Source organism: Arthrobacter sp. KNU40 (genome assembly GCF_051515115.1).
In the GTDB taxonomy this organism is placed as follows: domain Bacteria; phylum Actinomycetota; class Actinomycetes; order Actinomycetales; family Micrococcaceae; genus Arthrobacter.
Map to the genome: position 1 here is coordinate 2,328,771 of NZ_CP195850.1, position 17,676 is coordinate 2,346,446.

The window sequence follows — 17,676 nt, forward strand, 5'->3', positions numbered from 1 at the left end:
CGGTGATGTGGTTTGGGATGGTATGTGGGAGGGGAGCTGGTCAGTCGAGGTCGTAGTCTTCCGTACGCACATGGCTGGTCCGTTCAAAGTATTCGCGGGCCGGCAGCGGCCACATGATGGTGGAGCGGCCCTCGGCGTTCATGTACCAGCTGTGGGTCTTGGACCAGCCCCAGGTGCGCTTGGCGCTGGCTTCGGTGATCTCTTTGTCGTATTTGGCAAACACGTCAGCGCGCACGGACATGGCACGGTGGCCGCCGACTGCCAGCGTCTTCACGGCATCGATCATGTAGTTGGCCTGGCATTCGAGGAAGAACACCAGGTTTCCGTGAACAACCGTGTTGGTGTTGGGCCCGTACATGCAGAAGAAGTTCGGGTAGCCAGGCAGCGTCACGCCCAGGTAGGCGCTCGCGTCGATGCCCCAGGTCTCGTGCAAGTCCTTGCCGCCGACGCCCGCCACGGACATGGGCAACAGGAAGTCTGACGCCTTGAAGCCGGTGCCGAGCAAAATGATGTCGGCCGGGATGTGCTCGTCGCCAAGCCACACACCGTCGGAGTCGATGCGGTTCACTCCCTGGCTGATCAATCGGACGTTGTCCCGCTTGAGCGTCTTCACCCACGTGCCGTCGTCGCAGATGACCCGCTTGGCGGCCGGCGGGTAGTCGGGGGTAATCTGCTTGCGCAGTTCCTCGTCGTCCCCTGCCTGCTCTTCCAAGTACGCGGTCAGCTCTTGGCGCAGTGCCTCGTTGGCGGCGGAGACCGAGACCTCGGTAGGCGGGAAGTCCGGGTCAACGGTAGCGGCCGGCAGGTTGCCGATGAGCCGGGGCAAGAAGATGGAGAAGCGGTAGTAGGCGCGGTACTGGTTCAGGTTGCGCAGAAGCCAGCGTTCACCGTATTCGATTTCCTGGCGCAGCATCGGGGTGGGACGGAGCCACGGGGCGCTGCGCTGGAAAATGGTGACTTTCTCGGCGACTTTCGCCACGGCGGGTGCGAACTGCAGGGCGCTGGCGCCCGTGCCAATGACGACGACGCGCTTGCCGCTGAAGTCGACACCGTGGTCCCACTGGGCCGAGTGAACTACGGGGCCCTTGAAGGCATCCAGGCCCGGAAGGTTGGGGATCGAGGGCCGATTGAGCTGACCCACGGCACTGACGACAATGTTGGATTCGATCGGTTCCACGACGCCTGCACCGGTCTTGGTTTCAAGGGTCCAGGTTCCCGTTTCCTCGTCCCAGCGGGTGGCCGTGACCTCAGTGCCGAAGACAACATGCTCAAGCAGGCCGTTATCGGCTGCGAACTGGTGCAAGTAGCCATGGATCTTGTCCTGGCGGCCATAGTGGGTTTCCCAGTCGTGCTGGACAAAGGAATAGGTGTAGATGTGGCTCCGGACATCGGTGCGGCAGTCGGGGTAGGTGTTTTCCCACCAGGTGCCGCCGACGTTCAGGCTCTTCTCAATGATCTTGAACGGAACACCCGCCTGCTTCAGCCGCAGGCCGGCCAATAGGCCGGAGAACCCTGCACCGATCACCACGGCGTTGAGTTGAGTGTCCGGGGCGATGTCCTGGAGCTTCCACGTGGGCTGGCGCGGGTCCACGTTGTTGGGGGTGAACGCGACCGGAGCCATGGCCTGGGCATCGTCGTTGTCGCCGCCCATCAACCACGTGGAAAGCGTTCGCCGCAGCGACTCGTCAGGGACAGCTGCCCATCCGTCCTGGGTGGCGAGGAAGGGCGCGAGCAGTTCGATGCAACAAGCGCGGGCTTCCGCCTCGGTTGCCGGATCCAGGCCGCTGAGCGGAAGCGTCTTCAGGTTCGGCCGCCATTCATCGCGCAACACCGAGGTGTCGCCAGTGACGTGGGCCGTGAGCATGACCAAGGCCGGCACCTGGGCAGACTCGAGGTGGGCGGCGAGTTCTTCTTCGGTGACCTGCGTCGAATTGCGATCCAGGGTCTTGTTCATTTCTTCTCCGTAAGGCAGTTATATAAGGGAGCAGCGGGCTCGTCGGCCGTCAGCGTGTCCAGCAATCAAGGCTGTCAAGGAATGGCCGCACCGTTGCGGCGACCTCCTGCGGGTTTTCGAAGGCGACGAGGTGTCCGCCTTTCGCAAAGCGGAGTTCGGCACCTGCGATCGAAGCAGCGAGTTGTTCGATGGCCGCACGGGGGGTGCTCCGGTCGTCATTGCCGCCGACGACGAGGGTTGGTGGCGGTGAGTCCGTATGAAAGGCGCCTACCTGGGTCATGGCCTCGAAATATTCGGCGATGATGCTGCCGCCTGCCCTGAGGAACTGCGCGCGGGCCTGCCGGACCAGGGGGTCGGCCGCGTTTTGCGACTTGTCGCCGAACCAGCGGTGCATCGTCATTTCCTCGGCCCGTTCGAGCCCGTTCGGGGACCGGACCTCGGCTGCTCGTGCCAGGGTTCCGCGGGTTGCTGCGTCGTCGTACGCTCCCCGGGTTGCCATCAGGATCTGTGCGTCCACGCGGTCCGGAAAACTGCCAGTGACGGCCTGGGCAACCATGCCGCCCAGCGAGATGCCCAGGATGACCGAGCTCTCGACGTTTTCGGCGTCCCACATCGCGGCGATGTCCTGGGCAACGAGTCCCAGGGTGGGGGCGTAATCTCCGTGCGTGCTGCTGCCATGTCCGCGGAAGTCCAGAGCGAGCAGTCGGTACTCTTTGCCGAGCGCCTCAGCCAAGGGTGCGTACCAGGACCCGTCCAGCGCCAACGAGTGCAGGCAGGTGATCAGGCGCGGACCTTCGCCGTACTGGCGATAGGCCAGAGTGGTTCCATCGGTGCCGGCAAGCTTTTGCAGGGCCTCAGCCAATCTGGTTCTCCTCCCTGATGCGCTGTTCGGCGAGTTCGACTTCGCTCCGAAGGCGGTCGGACATGTCGTGGAAATAGGATTTGAACAGATCAGAGTCCCTGCGCATCTCCTGGCGTCGAGGCCGCTCGAGCTCGATCTTCATATCCACCACCATGCGGCCGGGCCGGCTGGCCATCAGGATAACGCGGTCGCTGAGCAGGATTGCTTCTTCGAGGTCGTGGGTTACAAATATGACCGTGGGCCGTTCCGTTTCCCAGAGCTGGGTGAACTCCTCCTGCTGGATCGCGCGGGTCTGTGCGTCAAGGGCTGCGAACGGCTCATCCATCAACAGGACCTTCGGGTTCTGCACCAGGGTTCGTGCGATGGCAACGCGCTGGCGCATGCCTTGCGAGAGGTGCAGGACATCGGAGTCGGCAAACTCGTGCAGACGGACCCGGCGGAGCCAGGCCTCGGCACGTACGCGCCGATCTTCCTTGGGCACTCCGCGGATTTCCATCCCGAGCTCGACGTTGCTGCGGACCCGGCGCCAGGGAAGAAGAGCGTCACGGGCGAACAGGAAGGCCGCGTCGTTGCTTCCGGGGCGCACCTCGTGGCCGTCGATGCGGACCTTGCCGCTGCGAGGCTTCAAGAGGCTGCCCACCATGCCGAGGGCCGTCGTCTTGCCGCAGCCAGACGGGCCCACAATGCTGACGAACTCGGAAGGTTCGATTCGCAGGTTGAAGTTGTCCAAGACCCGCACCGGCCGGTTGCCGTGGAGGAAGCTGTGGTTCACGTTCTCGAACTCGACGGAAACCCCTTTGGCTGCGGTGGGCTGCGCTGCCGTTTCAGTCACGACAGTCTCACTATCGCCGTTCGAGCGGAGGGTGGTATTGGGCATTATCGCTCCAGTCATTATGTGGGGGCCGACCCGGTTGGCAGTCTTCCTTGGCTGACGTTGCTGAGCCGGCACCAAGGATGATCACGCTGGAACAGCAAGAACATGAGGAAACCGGAAGGCTGATCCTGTGGTGCACGTCACCCACTGGTCCATGAATCGTTGAACACCTCGGCAAAAGAGTCAAGGAAAAGGCGGCCCATCCGGGGCTATCGCCTCGATAGCGATTAGGACATTGCTCCCGGTCGCGAATGGACGGAAGCTTTCTCAAACGCACCATTGCCACGAAGGCCCGCCGTGCGTGGGAACAGCCGCACACACAGGGCGCGCATCAATCAGGAGGACGTCGGATGACGAGCACAGTCACCACCACCCGCAAAAAGTCGGGCCAGACCACATTCGATTTCACCGGCCAGGTCGTCATCGTGACGGGCGCTTCCGGAGGCATCGGTTCGGCTCTTGCCGACAAGTTCGCCCAGGCCGGCGCTGATCTGGTGCTGCACGGGCGCAAGGCCGAGGCGCTCGAAGCGAAGGCCGCCCAGATCCGCGAACTCGGACGCAAGGCGGTCGTGGTTACCGGCAACATCAAGGAACCCGAGACCGCCGATGCGCTGGTCCGCGCCGCCCTAGAGGAATTCGGCCGCATCGACGTCCTCATCAACAACGCTGGCGGCAACTTCGCAGCACGCCTCGAAGACCTGTCCGCCAACGCCTGGAACGCGACGATCGGCACCAACCTCAGCGGCGCCTTCCACGCCTCGGTCGCTTGCCTCCCGGTCTTCGAGAAGCAGGGCGGCGGCAACATCGTCAACGTCGGCTCGGGTTCTGCGAACTACGCCGACCCGATGCGCGGCGCGTATGCAGCTGCCAAGGCAGGGCTTGCCTCGTTGACCAAGACCATGTCCTGGGAATGGGCAGACCGCGGCGTGCGCGCCAACTGTGTCGAGCCTGGCGCCACCCTGACCCCGTCTTCGCGCTTTTCCTCGCCGGACGTAGAGAAGTCCTTCGGTGAGTTCCTGGCCCTGGGCCGTGTAGGCCTGCCGGAGGAAGTTGCCGACGCCTGCCTGTACCTGTGTTCCGACGCTTCGAGCTTCATCACCGGAACGGTCCTGCAGGTCACCGGAGGACCGCACACCTCGTCGCCTTTGGACTCAAAGCTCGTCCGGGCGCCGCGCAATGCGTAACTCATCCAGCATTACCCAAGACTGCAAGGGAACGGGTTTGACATGAGAACGATCGCCAAGGCGGAAACTCTGCCCGCCTCCGCAGACTCGCCAGCCTACAATGTCAGCACGATCCTCGCCGAGCGCCGCCGATCAAAGATCAAGCGGGAGCTGACCGTTTGGGCGCTGCGGATCGGCGCGCTCGTCGTCTTCGTCTTCGGCTGGGGCTTCGCGACCGGTCAGCGGATCGTGGATCCGACGCTGGTTTCGACCCCCAGTGAAGTCGGAAAGTCCTTTATCAAGCAACTGGGGGATGGAACCTTCTGGGTTGATGTGACCGCGACCTTCAGCGGCGCCATGGCCGGCTTGGTCGCCGGTGCGGCCTTGGGTATCCTGGCCGGCGTCATCTTCGCCCGCGTCGAGGTTCTGCATGTTGCGGCCAGGCCTTTTCTGACCTTGATGAACAGCCTTCCGCGCCCGGCACTGGCGCCGATCTTCATCCTCTGGTTCGGTCTGGGATTCGGCCCGAAGGCCCTTGTTGCCTTCAGCGTTGTGTTCTTCGTGCTGATGACCAGCACGATGGGTGCCTTGCAGAGCATCGACCACGACATCAAGCAACTGACTCAGTCGCTTGGTATGACGCGCAGGCAGCGCTTCTTCAAGATCGAACTGCCTTCGGCGCTGCCGTCCATCGTTGGCGGCCTGCGGCTTGGCGCGGTGTACTCGGTGCTCGGGGCAGTGGTCTCGGAAATGGTCGGCGCGTACACCGGCCTGGGCCAGCGGCTGGTCGTAGTGACAAACAACTTCCAGGTTTCGGAGACCTTTGCCATCCTGCTCGCGATGGGCTTCCTGTCGATGGTCCTGGACCTTTCCATCTCGGTCCTGCAGAAGCTCGTGACCAAGTGGACGCGATAGCCAGGCCTCGGCCCGGCAATCGTCCATATTAGAGCGGCATCGGCCGGGGCGACGCTGCCCTGGCCGGCGCCCGTTTAACGAAAAGGACGCCATGCACATCGTCGACACCGGCCAAGCAATTCCCGCCCACCAGGTGGACCACTCTCGGCTGTTCAGCCTGGCTGGCAGGTCCTATGTGGTCCTTGGCGCCGGCGGCGGGATCGGTGAGCACGTCAGCAGGACGGTCGTTGGAATGGGCGGCCGCGTCCTATGCGTGGACATCAACGAGGAGCCGGTGGCTGCGGTTGCAGGCTCACTGCACCCAGATACCTGGCCAGGGAACGAAGCAGCAGCGATGCGCAGGCACTGGCTGCCCGCCCGCTGCTCAGGCGGCTCGGCCAACCATTCGAAATAGCCGCAACCATCGTGTTCCTGTTGTCTCCGGCAGCTGGTTACATCACGGGCACAACCATCCCGGTCGAGGGCGGTTCCTTGTCCAGGGACTCAACGGGACTTGATGCCTTGCTGGGATGATTCCAGGGGGATGCGCGGCCGAAGCGCTTTGTGACCAACGAGGGATTCCCCCGTGGGGAGTGTGGGCGGAGTAACGTGGCCATCAGCGGCCTGTGGCCGTGACAGACAAGGAAAGGGCACCATGAGATTTGCGCAGCTGCGCTACCTGGAGGCAGCGCTTCGGACCGGTTCGTTCCGGCAAGCCGCCAAGGAACTTGATATCTCGCAGCCGACCATCACCAACCAAGTGCAGCGGCTCGAAGAGGATTTGGGCGTTATCTTGGTGACCCGCGGCGCCAAAGGCGTCCGGCCGACCTACGCGGCCGACAGGATCCTGCCCCACGTCGTCGCCGCAGTCCAGGCCGAGAAGATGCTGCGCGCCGAAGCCAGTGCGATTGGTGGGCTGAAACTGGGGACAGTCCGGCTCGGCACGGTGCCGGCCGCGTCCCAGACGATCCTTCCCCGGACGGTCAAACGCCTGCTGACCGAATTCCCCAACGTGCGTTTCGAGGTCGACGAGGGCCCGTCGAAGCACGTTGTCCGCGGCGTCCTCAGTGGCCAAATCGACGTGGGCCTGGTGACTCGCCTGCCCGGCATCGAGTTGACCCCGGCCGAGGACGCCTTGTTGCACCATATCGACCTGATCCAAGGCAGGCTGGTGCTGGCGGTACCTGAGGGACATCGGCTCGCCGAGAAGGACGACTTCCAACCGTCCGACCTGGAGGGTGAGCCGCTGATCTTCCCCGCGGAATCAAGCATCCTGCGTGTGGCGTGGGAACGGTTGCTCGAGGGCATCGAGGCGAGAATTGTCTACACCACGCCCAATGCGGAGGCATCGCAAGCCATGGTGCGCGCCGGCGTCGGCATCTGCATGGCGAACACGCTTCTCGATTCGACCGTAAGCGGAAACGGTGTTTCCCTCGTTCCGCTGCCCTTCGAGTGGGCGCATGCATGCACCTCTGCCATCGTCAGGAAAGACGAGGCCAGGTCCTCGGCCGTCCAGGCGTTCCTGCGCCTCCTGCGGGAAGCCGCCAAGACCTTCTAGCCGCGAGGCCGCCCCCAGGACGGCGGCCTCGCCGGGTTGGTGATGCCGCCGTCGTGGGGGCCATTCGCGCGCCCCCACGACGGCGGCTGGCACCTTCCCCATTCCGCTGACCCCGCTTCCGTACGGCCCCGTGTGCGCGCCGTCGCTGTGCCGTGTCCGCAGTTCTCCCGATAGCGCAGTGGTATCACCCTGCCACGGTTGGCGGCCTTCCCAGGGCCGGATTCACTCACGAGACTGAAATCACACCGGGCGTGACCGCTATCCGCCCGGATCCGACGTTCAGTGAGGTGCCCCCAGTTGTTAGTTGACACAGCCCAGACGAGTAGCCCCGACACCATCGTCGAGTTCATCGCCCAGGCCAAAAACAGAGAATCGGCCATGTTCACCGAAGCCGAAGGAAAATTCCTGCTTTCGACCTTCGGAATCGATACCCCTCAGGGTGTTGAGATCGAAGTCGGCCAGGAACTTCCCGGACATCTACGCGAACCCCTGGTCGTCAAGGCAATCTCGACGACGCTCGTGCACAAATCCGACGCCGGCGGAGTGCGTGTGGGGGTATCCCGCGCCGAGCTCAACAACGTTGCGCTGCAGATGCGCGGTAGCCTGGCCGAATTCGGGCACCAACTCGATGGCGTGCTTGTCGAAGAGATGGCGCCGGCCGGCCACGAAATCATTGTTGGGGCGGTCCGTGCGCCTGGACTCGGGTGGACCGTCATGGTCGGCCTCGGGGGTGTCCTCGTGGAGGTCTTCGAAGACGTGGCCTTCGGCCTGGCCCCGTTGTCCGAACCCCAGATCCTGGACATGTTGCAGGAACTGCGCGGCATGAAGGTGCTCGACGGCGCACGCGGCGGCGTGAAGGCCGACATTCCGGCACTGGTCACGCTGATCTCCCGCCTCGCCGGCCCCGAGGGCTTGCTGGCCGCATTGCCCGCGGACGTCGTCGAAATCGATCTGAACCCGGTCATCGTCTCCGGCACCCGCGCCGTGGCGGTCGACGCGCGCTTCGTGGTCGGTGCCCAGGACGCCACCGGAGCGCAAGCCTCCGCGACCGGGAACGGCCAGGCCACCGATTTCTCCCCGCTCTTCCACCCACGCCGCATTGCGGTCCTTGGGGCCAGCGGCAAGCGCCCGAACCTCGCCAACCGGTTCATCCGCAACCTCCGCTCCGGCGGCTTCGACGGCACCATCGTGCCCGTCCACCCGGCCGCCGACGAGATCGAAGGCCTGCCCACCGTCGCCTCGCTCGCCGATGTGAACGAAACCCTTGACTACGCTTTTGTGGCGCTGCCCGGGGCGAGGGTTGCCAAGGCCCTAGGCCAGGGCGCCGGCAAGGTGCGTTTCGCCCAGGTTGTTTCCAGCGGTTTCGGCGAGGTCGAAGAGGGCAAGGACCTCGAATCCGCGCTTGTTGCAACGGTGCGCGAGGCGGGCATCCGCCTGATCGGTCCGAACTGCCTCGGGACCCACGCCTCGGCAGGAAAACTTTCCTTCGTCCCGGAGGCCCCGCTGACGCCGGGAACCACGGCCGTGGTCTCCCAGAGCGGCGGACTGAGCGTAGACATCCTACGGGTCGGCGCCGCCAGCGGCATCGATTTCCACTCCGTGGTCAGCATCGGCAACGGCGCCGATGTCAGCGCCGCCGAACTCGTCTCATCCCACCTGGGCAACGACGAAGTCCACGTCATCGGCCTGTACCTGGAGTCCCTCGGCATTGCCCGCGAGGTACTGGATGTGCTCAGCGCTGCCGAAACCCGCAAGCCTGTGGTGCTGCTGGCGGGCGGTCGCACCAGCGGCGGATCGCGCGCCGCCACCAGCCACACCGGCGCCCTGGCAGGCAACCACCGGCTGTGGCCGGCCATCGCCCGGCAGGCCGGAATCACCCTCGTTGATTCGCTCGCCGACTTCGCAACCGCGCTTCATGCCCTCTCGACCGTTGACCTGAGCGTCAAGCCGAACGGCAACGAAGCCGTCCTGTTCGGCAACGGCGGCGGAGCCAGCGTGCTCGGCGCCGACGCACTTGACCGGCAGGGCATTTCCACCAGCCCGCTTCCGGAATCGGTTACCGCCGAACTGGAATCCCTTGAGGTTCCGCCGGGCAATGGGTTCCACAACCCGATCGATGTGCCGGCCGGAACGCTGGCCGTCAAGAGCGGCGGCGTTGCTGCGGACATTCTCAAGGTAGTCCTGGCAGGCAGCGAACCCGCGGTGCTGATCACCCACCTGAACGTGGGCATCATTCAGCGCAACCTCGGGGCCACCCACGGCGACGTGACAGGAACCATTATCGACTCTATCGCCGCGGCCCGCGACGAATCACAGTCAAACACCCACCAGCTCTTGGTGCTGAAATCCGATGGTAGCGACGGAACCGGCGACATGGTCAAGGCCTACGCCCGGCGCGCACGCCGGATCGGCATCCCGGTCTTCGGAGCTTTCGAAGACGCGGCGCTGGCCTCGCGGGCAGTGCTCGAACAGAGCAAGCAGATCCACCAGGCGTCGCTCGGCGCAGACGGAAGGCAGTAGAGATGACAACCGAAGCAGTCAAGACCGACGTGGTCGACATCGGGGAGACCAAGCTCACCCGCGAGCAGGAGCACGAGAAGAAGCGTGCAGCGGCATTGGCCATGGGTGGCGCCAGGAAGCTTGAAGACCGCGCAGCCAAGGGCGAGCTGAACGCACGCGAGCGCATCGCGCTGCTGCTGGACCCGGGAACCTTCCGCGAGAGCGGTTTGTTCGTGACCTCGGCCGTTCCGGCGGACCGCGACAAGACCCCTGCCGACGGCAAGATCACCGGTACCGGCGAGGTTGACGGCCGGCGCGCGAGTGTTGTTGCCTACGACTTCACTGTCAAGGGATCATCGTCTTCCCCGATCAGCAACAAGAAGATGGCCCACTTCAAGGAACTGGTTGTCAAGACCGGCCAGCCGCTGGTCTACCTCTCCGAGTCCACGGGCGTTCGCATGCCCGACGCCATGGGCGGCACCGGCATGGGCAGCGCCAGTGGCAAGACCCGGTTCCTGCGCCAGCGCGAAAGCCCGTGGGTGTCCGCGGCCTTTGGTTACTGCTTCGGGTCGGCCGCCTGGCACACCGTAGCTGCCGACTTCGCGGTTTTTCGCAAAGGCAGCGTGCTGGCTGTCTCCAGCCCCGGCCTCGTCAGCCGCGCCACGGGCCAGCAGGTCGACGCCCAGGAACTCGGTGGCTGGAAGGTTCACGCCGAGGTCACGGGTTACGCCGACGCGGTGGCCGAGACCGACCAGGAAGCCATTGAACTGGTCCGCCGGTTCCTCTCCTATCTGCCCTCGCACAATGGCGAGACCCCGCCGCTCGCGCCGATTCCACAGGGATCCGGCGAGCGTGCGGAGGAGATCAAGTCGATCGTCCCCGAATCCCGCACCCAGACCTACGACGTGCGCAAGGTCATCGACATCGTCGCCGACACCGGCTCCGTGTTCCCCATCAAGGCCCGCTACGGCAAGTCCCTGGTGACTTCCCTGGCTCGCATCGGCGGCCAGTCGGTCGGCATCATCGCCAACAACCCGATGTTCAAGGGCGGCGCGCTGGACGGTGCCGCCTGCGACAAGGCGACCAGTTTCCTGGTCCTCTGCGACTCCTACAACATCCCTGTGGTCATGCTCGTGGACCAGCCGGGCTTCCTGATCGGCCTCGAGGCCGAGCGGAGCAAGGTTGCCGGCAAGATCATCAACTGGATGAACGCTCTTTCGCTGGTCACCGTGCCGAAGATCGCGGTCACTATGCGCAAGAACTACGGCCAGGCCCTGATCAACATGGGTGGCGGCGGCACCGCTGACGCCACCGCCGGCTGGTGGTCTTCCGAGGTCAGCTTCATGGATCCGACCTCGGCTGTCTCCGTGGTCCACGGCATCACCCCCGAAAGCGACCCCGAGATGTACGAGTTGCGCCTCGCGGAGATGAACAAGGGCACCACCGCCTATGACGTCGCCCAGGTCTTCGGCTTCGAGCAGGTCATCGATCCGTCCGAAACGCGCGAGTTCATCCTCGGCGCCCTGAAGGACCACTACCGGGCCCGGAGCAACGGCGTGGGCGAACACCTGTTGCGCACCTGGCCGACGAGCTTCTAAGGAGAGATCACCGTGAATTCATTTCCGGAAAGCCTGCTGATCGCCAACCGCGGCGAAATCGCCCGACGCATCATCAAAACGGCAAACCGCCTCGGCGTCCGTACGGTAGCGGTCTACCACAAGGTCGATGCCGGCCTGCCATACGTTTCGGAGGCCTCAGTGGCCATCGAGCTCAAGGGAGACGTTCCTGTGCAGTCCTACCTTGACCGCGGGCAGATCATCGCGATCGCCAGGGAAGCAGGAGCCACCGCCATCCACCCCGGCTACGGGTTCCTGGCGGAAAACGCCGGGTTTGCCCGCGAGGTCGCCGACGCCGGCCTGACCTGGGTGGGCCCTTCGGCCGACGTCATAGAGGTCATGGGCGACAAGGTCGAGTCCCGCCGGGCCGTCGCGGCTGCAGGCGTGCCGATCAGCGGCGACGCCGGTGCGGCCCTGAAGACCGGCGAGGAGGCCGTCGAGGAAGCAGGACGCGTCGGCTACCCAGTAATGGTCAAGGCCTCCGCCGGCGGCGGCGGCATCGGCATGGCCGTGGCCCACGACGCTGACGAACTGCGCAAGGCTTTCGAGAACACCAAATCGATGTCCGAGCGCAGCTTCGGCTCCGACCGCGTCTTCGTCGAGCGCTTCGTCGAGTCCGCACGCCACGTCGAGATCCAGGTCCTGGGCCTGAACGACGGCACCATCGTTGCCTTGGGGGAGCGCGATTGCTCCACGCAGCGCCGCCACCAGAAGCTGATCGAGGAATCCCCGGCGCCGCACCTGGCTCCGGAAACCCGCGCGCGGCTCATCGAATCGGCCATCGCGGCCGCAGGCTCGGTCGGCTACCGCAACGCTGGCACCGTCGAGTTCTTGCTCGACACCCGCACGGGCGAATTCGTCTTCCTCGAGATGAACACCCGCATCCAGGTCGAGCACCCGATTACCGAGCTCACCCACGGCATCGACTTGATCGAGCAGCAGCTGAGCATCGCGGCTACGGGCACTACCACGGCGGACTTCAACCCGGTGTTCCGCGGACATGCGATCGAGCTGCGCATCTGCGCCGAGGACCCCAAGAAGTTCTTCCCGCGCCCGGGCCCGATCGACAGCTGGATTGAACCAAGCGGTGAGGGAATCCGCGTGGATTCCGGCTACGCCGCCCGCACCGAGGTCACCGCACACTTCGACTCGCTGATCGCCAAGGTCTGCGTGTACGGGGAATCCCGGGAGGACGCACTGGCCCGGGCCATTAAGGCCTGCCAGGACTTCGAGATCGAGGGACTGGTCACCAACCAGCCCTTCCTTGAGGAGATCCTCTCCGATGAGGAATTCGCTGATGGGCGGTACGACACCGGCCTCGTGGAACGTATCCAGCAACGACTCAAAGAACGGGCCAAGCTGGCCAAAAGGAGTGCATGAAGATGGCAGAGACAATTCAGGCAGAAATGGGCGCCAGCGTATGGAAAGTTCTCGTGGCGCCGGGGGATCGCGTAGAGGAAGACGACGTCTTCATGATTCTTGAAGCCATGAAGATGGAGATCCCGGTAACGGCAGAGGACTCAGGCACTGTCTTGGCCGTCCACGTGTCCGTGGGCGACGTGGTCGCTCCTGGACAGGCGCTGATCAATTTCGAGGCGGAGTAAGACATGTCGATTCCCAGCGCCCTGAAAGCGTGGTCCGTCATGGAACTCGGTGAACCGGTCGATGCCCTCCAGCTTGTCGAACGCCCGGTGCCAGACCCGGGCGCCGGGCAGGTGCTCGTGCGCGTCCTTGCCTCTGCCGCCAACTTCCCGGATGTGCTGATGTGCCGCGGGGTGTACCAGGTCAAGCCGGAGCTGCCCTTCACCCCCGGTCGCGAAGTCTGCGCCGAGGTTGTCGCCGCCGGGCCGGGCGTTACCCGTGCGGCGGTGGGCGACCGGGTGTTGGGCCTGACTACGCTTCCGTATGGCGGATTCGCCGAGTACGCGCTCATGGACCAGGACAAGGTGCACCAGGCCCCCGCCTCGCTCGATGACGCGCAGGCTTCCTGCCTGTTCATCGGCTACCAGACCGGATGGTTCGGGCTGCACCGGTTGGCCAGGATCCAGCCAGGCGAGACGCTGCTGGTCCACGCCGCCGCAGGCGGGGTGGGCAGTGCCGCGATCCAGCTCGGCAAGGCAGCCGGCGCGACTGTCATCGGCGTCGTCGGTGGCGCGGCCAAGGCCGAATACGCAAGGAAGCTCGGCGCCGACCTGGTGATCGACCGCCGTACGCAGGACTTCGTCGGGCAGGTCAAGGTTTTCACCGGCGGCAAAGGCGCGGACGTCATCTACGACCCGGTCGGCGGAAAAACCTACCAGCGCTCCACTAAGTGCATCGCCTTCGAAGGCCGGATTATTGTGGTCGGTTTCGCCGGCGGGGAGATCCAGTCCGCTGCCTTGAACCACGCGCTGGTGAAGAACTACTCGATCATCGGCATCCACTGGGGCCTTTACAACACCAAGAACCCTGCGGCTGTCGATGAATGCCACCGTGAACTGACCAGACTGGCGAACGCAGGTGCCATCGACCCCTTCGTCAGCGAGAGATTCACTTTGGACAGCGTGCCTGCGGCGCTTCAGCGGCTCGCAGACGGAAAGACCGTTGGCCGGGTCGTCATGGAACACGCCGGGACCGAGCAGTAGGAATCCGCATCAACGAGGCACCTGGCACAGCCATGTCCGCCAGGCATGAATCCACTACAAAGGAGTAGCAATGTTTGAGTTACAGAAAGACGGATCGCCCTTCGGGGATCTGCTGGCGTTGGATGGCGGAGTCTCACGACGGGCGCTGTTGCAGTATTTCGGCCTCGGTGCTGCAGCGATTGGCTCGGCCTCATTTCTGACGGGGTGTGGGGGCGGCGGAAGTTCGGCTTCCGCGGCCGAGCCCCAGAAATTCGCAATCGCTTCCTTCCCTGGCGACGCGTACTTGCTTGATGCAATTAATCTTGCCAACAAGGATTACGCAAGGCACCAACTGGATGTCCCGAAGCATCTGAGCCCACAAAGCGGCGTCCAGGCATACCAGTTGCTGGTTGCCGGCGCCGTCGACGCGTATGCTTCGGACACGCTGCTGCTGATGGCAACCCACGCGAACAGTTCGAAAGGCAAGCGCCCGCTGCTCGTAGGGTTCCGGACCCTCGAAACGACTTACGGGATCGTCGGCAGCAAGGAGCTCAACTGGCCCGGGTCCGGGGCCCGCTTCGAAGAGAAGATTGGTTCCCTGAAGGGCAAGCGCATTGGCGTCTCGAGCGTCGGTTCCGGCGGCGACCTGCAATTGAAGCTCGCCCTTGAGTTGGCAGGCATGAAGTACAACGACGTCACGGTGCTTGCTGTTGGCCCGACTGCGCAGGCGATTCCAAACCTGAATGGCGGACGCATCGATGCATACGTCACGGTCCAATGGACTGCAACGCGATTCGTCGCCCAGGAGACCGGTGGGAAGGTCCTGATCGACTTCGCAGAAGCGGACGTGCCCGAGCTAATGCGCAACCAGGCTGTGGTCGCGATGGGTGTCCGCGAGGAAATGGTGCAACAGCATCCGGATGTCGTCAAGAACTGGTTGGCAGCCCAGGATGATGCCAGCAAGTGGATCATCGGGAACAAAGCGGCGGCGGCCGACTTGCTCAACACCTCCGGGCTTGGCGGCAAGGCGCCAGCCATCGCTGCGGCCTATGTCGACCACTACGCGAGCGACGTGGCACCCAAGCTCAAACCGACTTTCAAAGCAACGCGGGAGACTGTCGACCACATGGCTCAACTTGCGCTGCGTTTTGGAAGCGTCAAGGAAGGCGACATTACCTACGAGGCCCTCGTTCCGGAGTTCGCCCGGGCATGAGTGACGCGATGCAGACAGCAAAGGACAGCGGAGTCACGACCCGCCATGAATCTCCCGCCGGTCTCGACCTTGATCGGCTGAAGGATTGGCTGGTGGTGAAGTGCCCCGGGCTTGTCCAAGGGGAGCTCTCGGCCAGTCTGATCCAAGGTGGAAAGTCGAACCTGACCTATGAGCTAACCGACGGGAATCACCGGTGGATTGTGCGCCGGCCCCCGCTGGGTAAGATCATGGCCACCGCCCACGACATGCGCCGTGAGTACAAGGCAGCCGATGCGCTTCGACACACGGACGTTCCGGTGGCCAGGATGATTGCCTACTGCGACGACAACGACGTCCTGGGTACCGATTTTTACTTAATGGAGCGGATCGCCGGCGTGCCGTACAGGTACGCCGACGAGATCACGCCGCTCGGCGAGGCACGCACGCGGGCCATCGGGACCGAGCTAGTGCGTACCCTGGCAAAGCTGCACCGGGTGGATCCCTCCGCGGTCGGCCTGAATCACTTCGGTAGGCCCGATGGGTTCCTCGGCCGGCAGGTGAAGCGCTGGAAGCAGCAGCTTGATGCATCCTTCACCCGCGAACTTTCAGGTGCGGACAAACTTTACGAAAAGCTCGCCGCCGCGGTGCCCTCCGTGTCCGCCTCGGGCATCGTCCACGGGGACTTCCGTCTGGACAACGTGTTGATGGGCGCCAACGACCTGCCGGCCGCAGTCATCGACTGGGAGATGGCCACGCTCGGGGACCCGCTGCTGGACTTGGCGCTGATGCTGACCTATCAGCGGCGCGCACGGATCGTGGCAGCCCGGGCGTCGACGGACCCGGCCACCTACGAGGTGACAATGGCGCCCGGCTACCCCTCCGAGGAAGAGATCATGGCGCTTTACGAGGCCGAGAGCGGCCGCTCCCTTGACGGATTCGGATTCTACCTGGGACTGGCCTGCTTCAAGCTCGCTGGTATTTCCGAAGGCGTCCGCTACAGACACATCAACAGGCAAACCGTTGGCGAGGGCTTTGAAGACAGCGGCAGCACTGTGCCCTTGCTGCTGGGACTCGGGCTCGAATCACTCAAGGAGTACAAGTAGATGGAATTCTCAACAGACGAGCGGACAGAGCTTCTGAAGAAGGAGCTTGTCGACTTCATGTACGCGCACATTTACCCGGCCGAAGCGGCATACCAGGAAGAGCTGGAAAACCTCGAGAACCCGTATGCGTGGTCGGAGTCGCCCATCCTGCAGAAGTTGCGGGCCGAGGCACGCCGCCGTGGCCTGTGGAACCTGTTCCTACCCGGCGACGAGGGGGCAGGGCTGACCAACGTACAGTACGCCCCGCTTGCCGAAATCACCGGTCGCAGCCGGATTCTCGCCCCGGCGGCCCTGAACTGCTCGGCCCCGGACACCGGCAACATGGAATTGTTGGCCGAGTTCGGGACCAAAGAGCAGAAGGAGAAGTGGCTCAAACCCTTGCTCGACGGGCAGATTCGTTCGGCCTTTGCGATGACGGAGCCAGCCGTCGCCTCCTCCGACGCGACCAACGTAGAGACAAGCATCGTGCGCGACGGCGACGACTACGTGATCAATGGCCGTAAATGGTTTATCACCGGCGCGATGAACCCCAACGCCAAGATCTTCATCGTGATGGGCAAGACCGATCCCACCGGCGAGCGGCACCGCCAGCAGAGCCAGATCCTGGTGCCGCGCGATACCCCCGGGGTCGAAGTCAAGCGGGCCATGAAGATCTTCGGGTACGAGGACCACTACAACGGCGGCCACGCCGAGATCGTGTTCACGAATGTCAGGGTCCCGGCAGGGAACCTCATCGGCGGCGAGGGCGACGGTTTCGCGATTGCCCAAGCGCGCCTGGGCCCCGGCCGCATCCATCACTGCATGCGTGCAATCGGCATGGCCGAGCGCGCCATCAAGATGATGTGCGAACGTGCCGACGAGCGTATTGCATTCGGCAAGCCCCTGAGCGAGCAGGGGGTGATCCGTGACTGGATCGCCGAATCCCGCGTCCGCGTCGAACAGCTGCGCCTGATGGTCCTCAAGACTGCCTGGCTCATGGACACAGTCGGCAACAAGGGCGCCCACACCGAAATCCAGGCCATCAAGATTGCCACCCCGTCCACCGTTGAATGGATCCTCGACAAGGCCATACAGGTACACGGCGCAGGCGGGCTCTCGCAGGACTTCTTCCTGGCCTCGGCCTTCGCCTATGCGCGCACCCTCAGGTTCGCCGACGGCCCGGACGAGGTGCATAAGAACGCCCTGGCCCGCAATGAGCTGAAGCGCCAGCGCGCGCGACGCAAAGGATAACGACGCAACTCCTAAGCGGGTTCAACGTCCCCTTCACCACAACCCGTGGTGAGGGGGACGTCGGCGTGTCCGGAGAATTCATGGGAAAACGCTGTCAAGGGCCAAACCGTCACAATGCGCCTATCGCC

General features: G+C 64.1%; 16 protein-coding genes. 13 read left to right on the forward strand and 3 right to left on the reverse strand.

Annotated elements, in window-relative coordinates:
- Window positions 1-40 precede the first annotated feature (40 nt).
- Genes ACSKT0_RS10720 through ACSKT0_RS10730 form a run of 3 tightly spaced genes read right to left on the reverse strand, consistent with a single transcriptional unit; the run spans window position 41 to window position 3,693 of the window.
- Entirely contained in the window at window positions 41-1,954 is a 1,914-nt protein-coding gene (locus ACSKT0_RS10720) for a flavin-containing monooxygenase (protein ID WP_437773729.1), read from the reverse strand.
- 49 nt (window positions 1,955-2,003) lie between these two features.
- Entirely contained in the window at window positions 2,004-2,816 is an 813-nt protein-coding gene (locus tag ACSKT0_RS10725; RefSeq protein ID WP_437773730.1) for an alpha/beta fold hydrolase, read from the reverse strand.
- Complete coding sequence (locus ACSKT0_RS10730; RefSeq protein WP_437773731.1) at window positions 2,809-3,693, reverse strand: ABC transporter ATP-binding protein; 885 nt, start codon at window positions 3,691-3,693, stop codon at window positions 2,809-2,811. Before ACSKT0_RS10730 ends, ACSKT0_RS10725 begins: the two co-directional genes overlap by 8 nt.
- 347 nt (window positions 3,694-4,040) lie before the next feature.
- Here ACSKT0_RS10730 and ACSKT0_RS10735 point away from each other — a divergent pair, with 347 nt between their 5' ends.
- The 13 genes from ACSKT0_RS10735 (at window position 4,041) to ACSKT0_RS10795 (ending at window position 17,548) form a co-directional block, all read left to right on the forward strand.
- Window positions 4,041-4,874, forward strand: a complete 834-nt coding sequence (locus ACSKT0_RS10735) for an SDR family NAD(P)-dependent oxidoreductase (protein ID WP_437773732.1) — start codon at window positions 4,041-4,043, stop codon at window positions 4,872-4,874.
- Between the two features lie 42 nt (window positions 4,875-4,916).
- On the forward strand, window positions 4,917-5,768 hold the full coding sequence (locus ACSKT0_RS10740) for an ABC transporter permease (RefSeq protein ID WP_437773733.1): 852 nt from the start codon (window positions 4,917-4,919) through the stop codon (window positions 5,766-5,768).
- A 91-nt stretch (window positions 5,769-5,859) separates the two neighbouring features.
- Window positions 5,860-6,162 (forward strand): hypothetical protein, encoded by a 303-nt coding sequence (locus ACSKT0_RS10745; RefSeq protein WP_437774116.1) that lies wholly within the window; start codon window positions 5,860-5,862, stop codon window positions 6,160-6,162.
- On the forward strand, window positions 6,159-6,281 hold the full coding sequence (locus ACSKT0_RS10750; protein WP_437774013.1) for a hypothetical protein: 123 nt from the start codon (window positions 6,159-6,161) through the stop codon (window positions 6,279-6,281). Before ACSKT0_RS10745 ends, ACSKT0_RS10750 begins: the two co-directional genes overlap by 4 nt.
- Before the next feature lie 121 nt (window positions 6,282-6,402).
- A complete protein-coding gene (locus ACSKT0_RS10755; RefSeq protein WP_437773734.1) occupies window positions 6,403-7,305 on the forward strand; it encodes a LysR family transcriptional regulator in 903 nt (300 codons plus the stop codon).
- A gap of 297 nt (window positions 7,306-7,602) precedes the next feature.
- Entirely contained in the window at window positions 7,603-9,825 is a 2,223-nt protein-coding gene (locus ACSKT0_RS10760; protein ID WP_437773735.1) for an acetate--CoA ligase family protein, read from the forward strand.
- Window positions 9,826-9,827: 2 nt separating this feature from the next.
- On the forward strand, window positions 9,828-11,402 hold the full coding sequence (locus ACSKT0_RS10765) for an acyl-CoA carboxylase subunit beta (RefSeq protein ID WP_437773736.1): 1,575 nt from the start codon (window positions 9,828-9,830) through the stop codon (window positions 11,400-11,402).
- Between the two features lie 12 nt (window positions 11,403-11,414).
- Window positions 11,415-12,800 carry an acetyl-CoA carboxylase biotin carboxylase subunit gene (locus ACSKT0_RS10770; RefSeq protein ID WP_437773737.1) on the forward strand — a complete coding sequence of 462 codons (1,386 nt, stop codon included), beginning with the start codon at window positions 11,415-11,417 and terminating at the stop codon, window positions 12,798-12,800.
- 2 nt (window positions 12,801-12,802) lie between these two features.
- Window positions 12,803-13,024: a biotin/lipoyl-binding carrier protein gene (locus ACSKT0_RS10775; RefSeq protein ID WP_345449386.1), complete on the forward strand. Its 222-nt coding sequence runs from the start codon at window positions 12,803-12,805 to the stop codon at window positions 13,022-13,024.
- Between the two features lie 3 nt (window positions 13,025-13,027).
- Window positions 13,028-14,044, forward strand: a complete 1,017-nt coding sequence (locus ACSKT0_RS10780) for an NADPH:quinone oxidoreductase family protein (protein WP_437773738.1) — start codon at window positions 13,028-13,030, stop codon at window positions 14,042-14,044.
- A gap of 70 nt (window positions 14,045-14,114) precedes the next feature.
- Window positions 14,115-15,236: an ABC transporter substrate-binding protein gene (locus tag ACSKT0_RS10785; RefSeq protein WP_437773739.1), complete on the forward strand. Its 1,122-nt coding sequence runs from the start codon at window positions 14,115-14,117 to the stop codon at window positions 15,234-15,236.
- 8 nt (window positions 15,237-15,244) lie between these two features.
- Window positions 15,245-16,318 (forward strand): phosphotransferase family protein, encoded by a 1,074-nt coding sequence (locus tag ACSKT0_RS10790; RefSeq protein ID WP_437773740.1) that lies wholly within the window; start codon window positions 15,245-15,247, stop codon window positions 16,316-16,318.
- A complete protein-coding gene (locus ACSKT0_RS10795) occupies window positions 16,319-17,548 on the forward strand; it encodes an acyl-CoA dehydrogenase family protein (protein ID WP_437773741.1) in 1,230 nt (409 codons plus the stop codon).
- The last annotated feature ends 128 nt before the right edge of the window (window positions 17,549-17,676 follow it).

Excerpts from the sequence above, each read along its gene's own strand:
- ACSKT0_RS10735 (WP_437773732.1), top strand. The coding sequence starts at position 4,041 with ATGACGAGCACAGTCACCACCACCCGCAAAAAGTCGGGCCAGACCACA.
- ACSKT0_RS10755 (WP_437773734.1), top strand. The coding sequence starts at position 6,403 with ATGAGATTTGCGCAGCTGCGCTACCTGGAGGCAGCGCTTCGGACCGGT.
- ACSKT0_RS10745 (WP_437774116.1), top strand. The coding sequence starts at position 5,860 with ATGCACATCGTCGACACCGGCCAAGCAATTCCCGCCCACCAGGTGGAC.
- ACSKT0_RS10740 (WP_437773733.1), top strand. The coding sequence starts at position 4,917 with ATGAGAACGATCGCCAAGGCGGAAACTCTGCCCGCCTCCGCAGACTCG.
- ACSKT0_RS10795 (WP_437773741.1), top strand. The coding sequence starts at position 16,319 with ATGGAATTCTCAACAGACGAGCGGACAGAGCTTCTGAAGAAGGAGCTT.
- ACSKT0_RS10790 (WP_437773740.1), top strand. The coding sequence starts at position 15,245 with ATGCAGACAGCAAAGGACAGCGGAGTCACGACCCGCCATGAATCTCCC.
- ACSKT0_RS10765 (WP_437773736.1), top strand. The coding sequence starts at position 9,828 with ATGACAACCGAAGCAGTCAAGACCGACGTGGTCGACATCGGGGAGACC.
- ACSKT0_RS10775 (WP_345449386.1), top strand. The coding sequence starts at position 12,803 with ATGGCAGAGACAATTCAGGCAGAAATGGGCGCCAGCGTATGGAAAGTT.
- ACSKT0_RS10730 (WP_437773731.1), bottom strand. The coding sequence starts at position 3,693 with ATGCCCAATACCACCCTCCGCTCGAACGGCGATAGTGAGACTGTCGTG.
- ACSKT0_RS10720 (WP_437773729.1), bottom strand. The coding sequence starts at position 1,954 with ATGAACAAGACCCTGGATCGCAATTCGACGCAGGTCACCGAAGAAGAA.
- ACSKT0_RS10780 (WP_437773738.1), top strand. The coding sequence starts at position 13,028 with ATGTCGATTCCCAGCGCCCTGAAAGCGTGGTCCGTCATGGAACTCGGT.
- ACSKT0_RS10785 (WP_437773739.1), top strand. The coding sequence starts at position 14,115 with ATGTTTGAGTTACAGAAAGACGGATCGCCCTTCGGGGATCTGCTGGCG.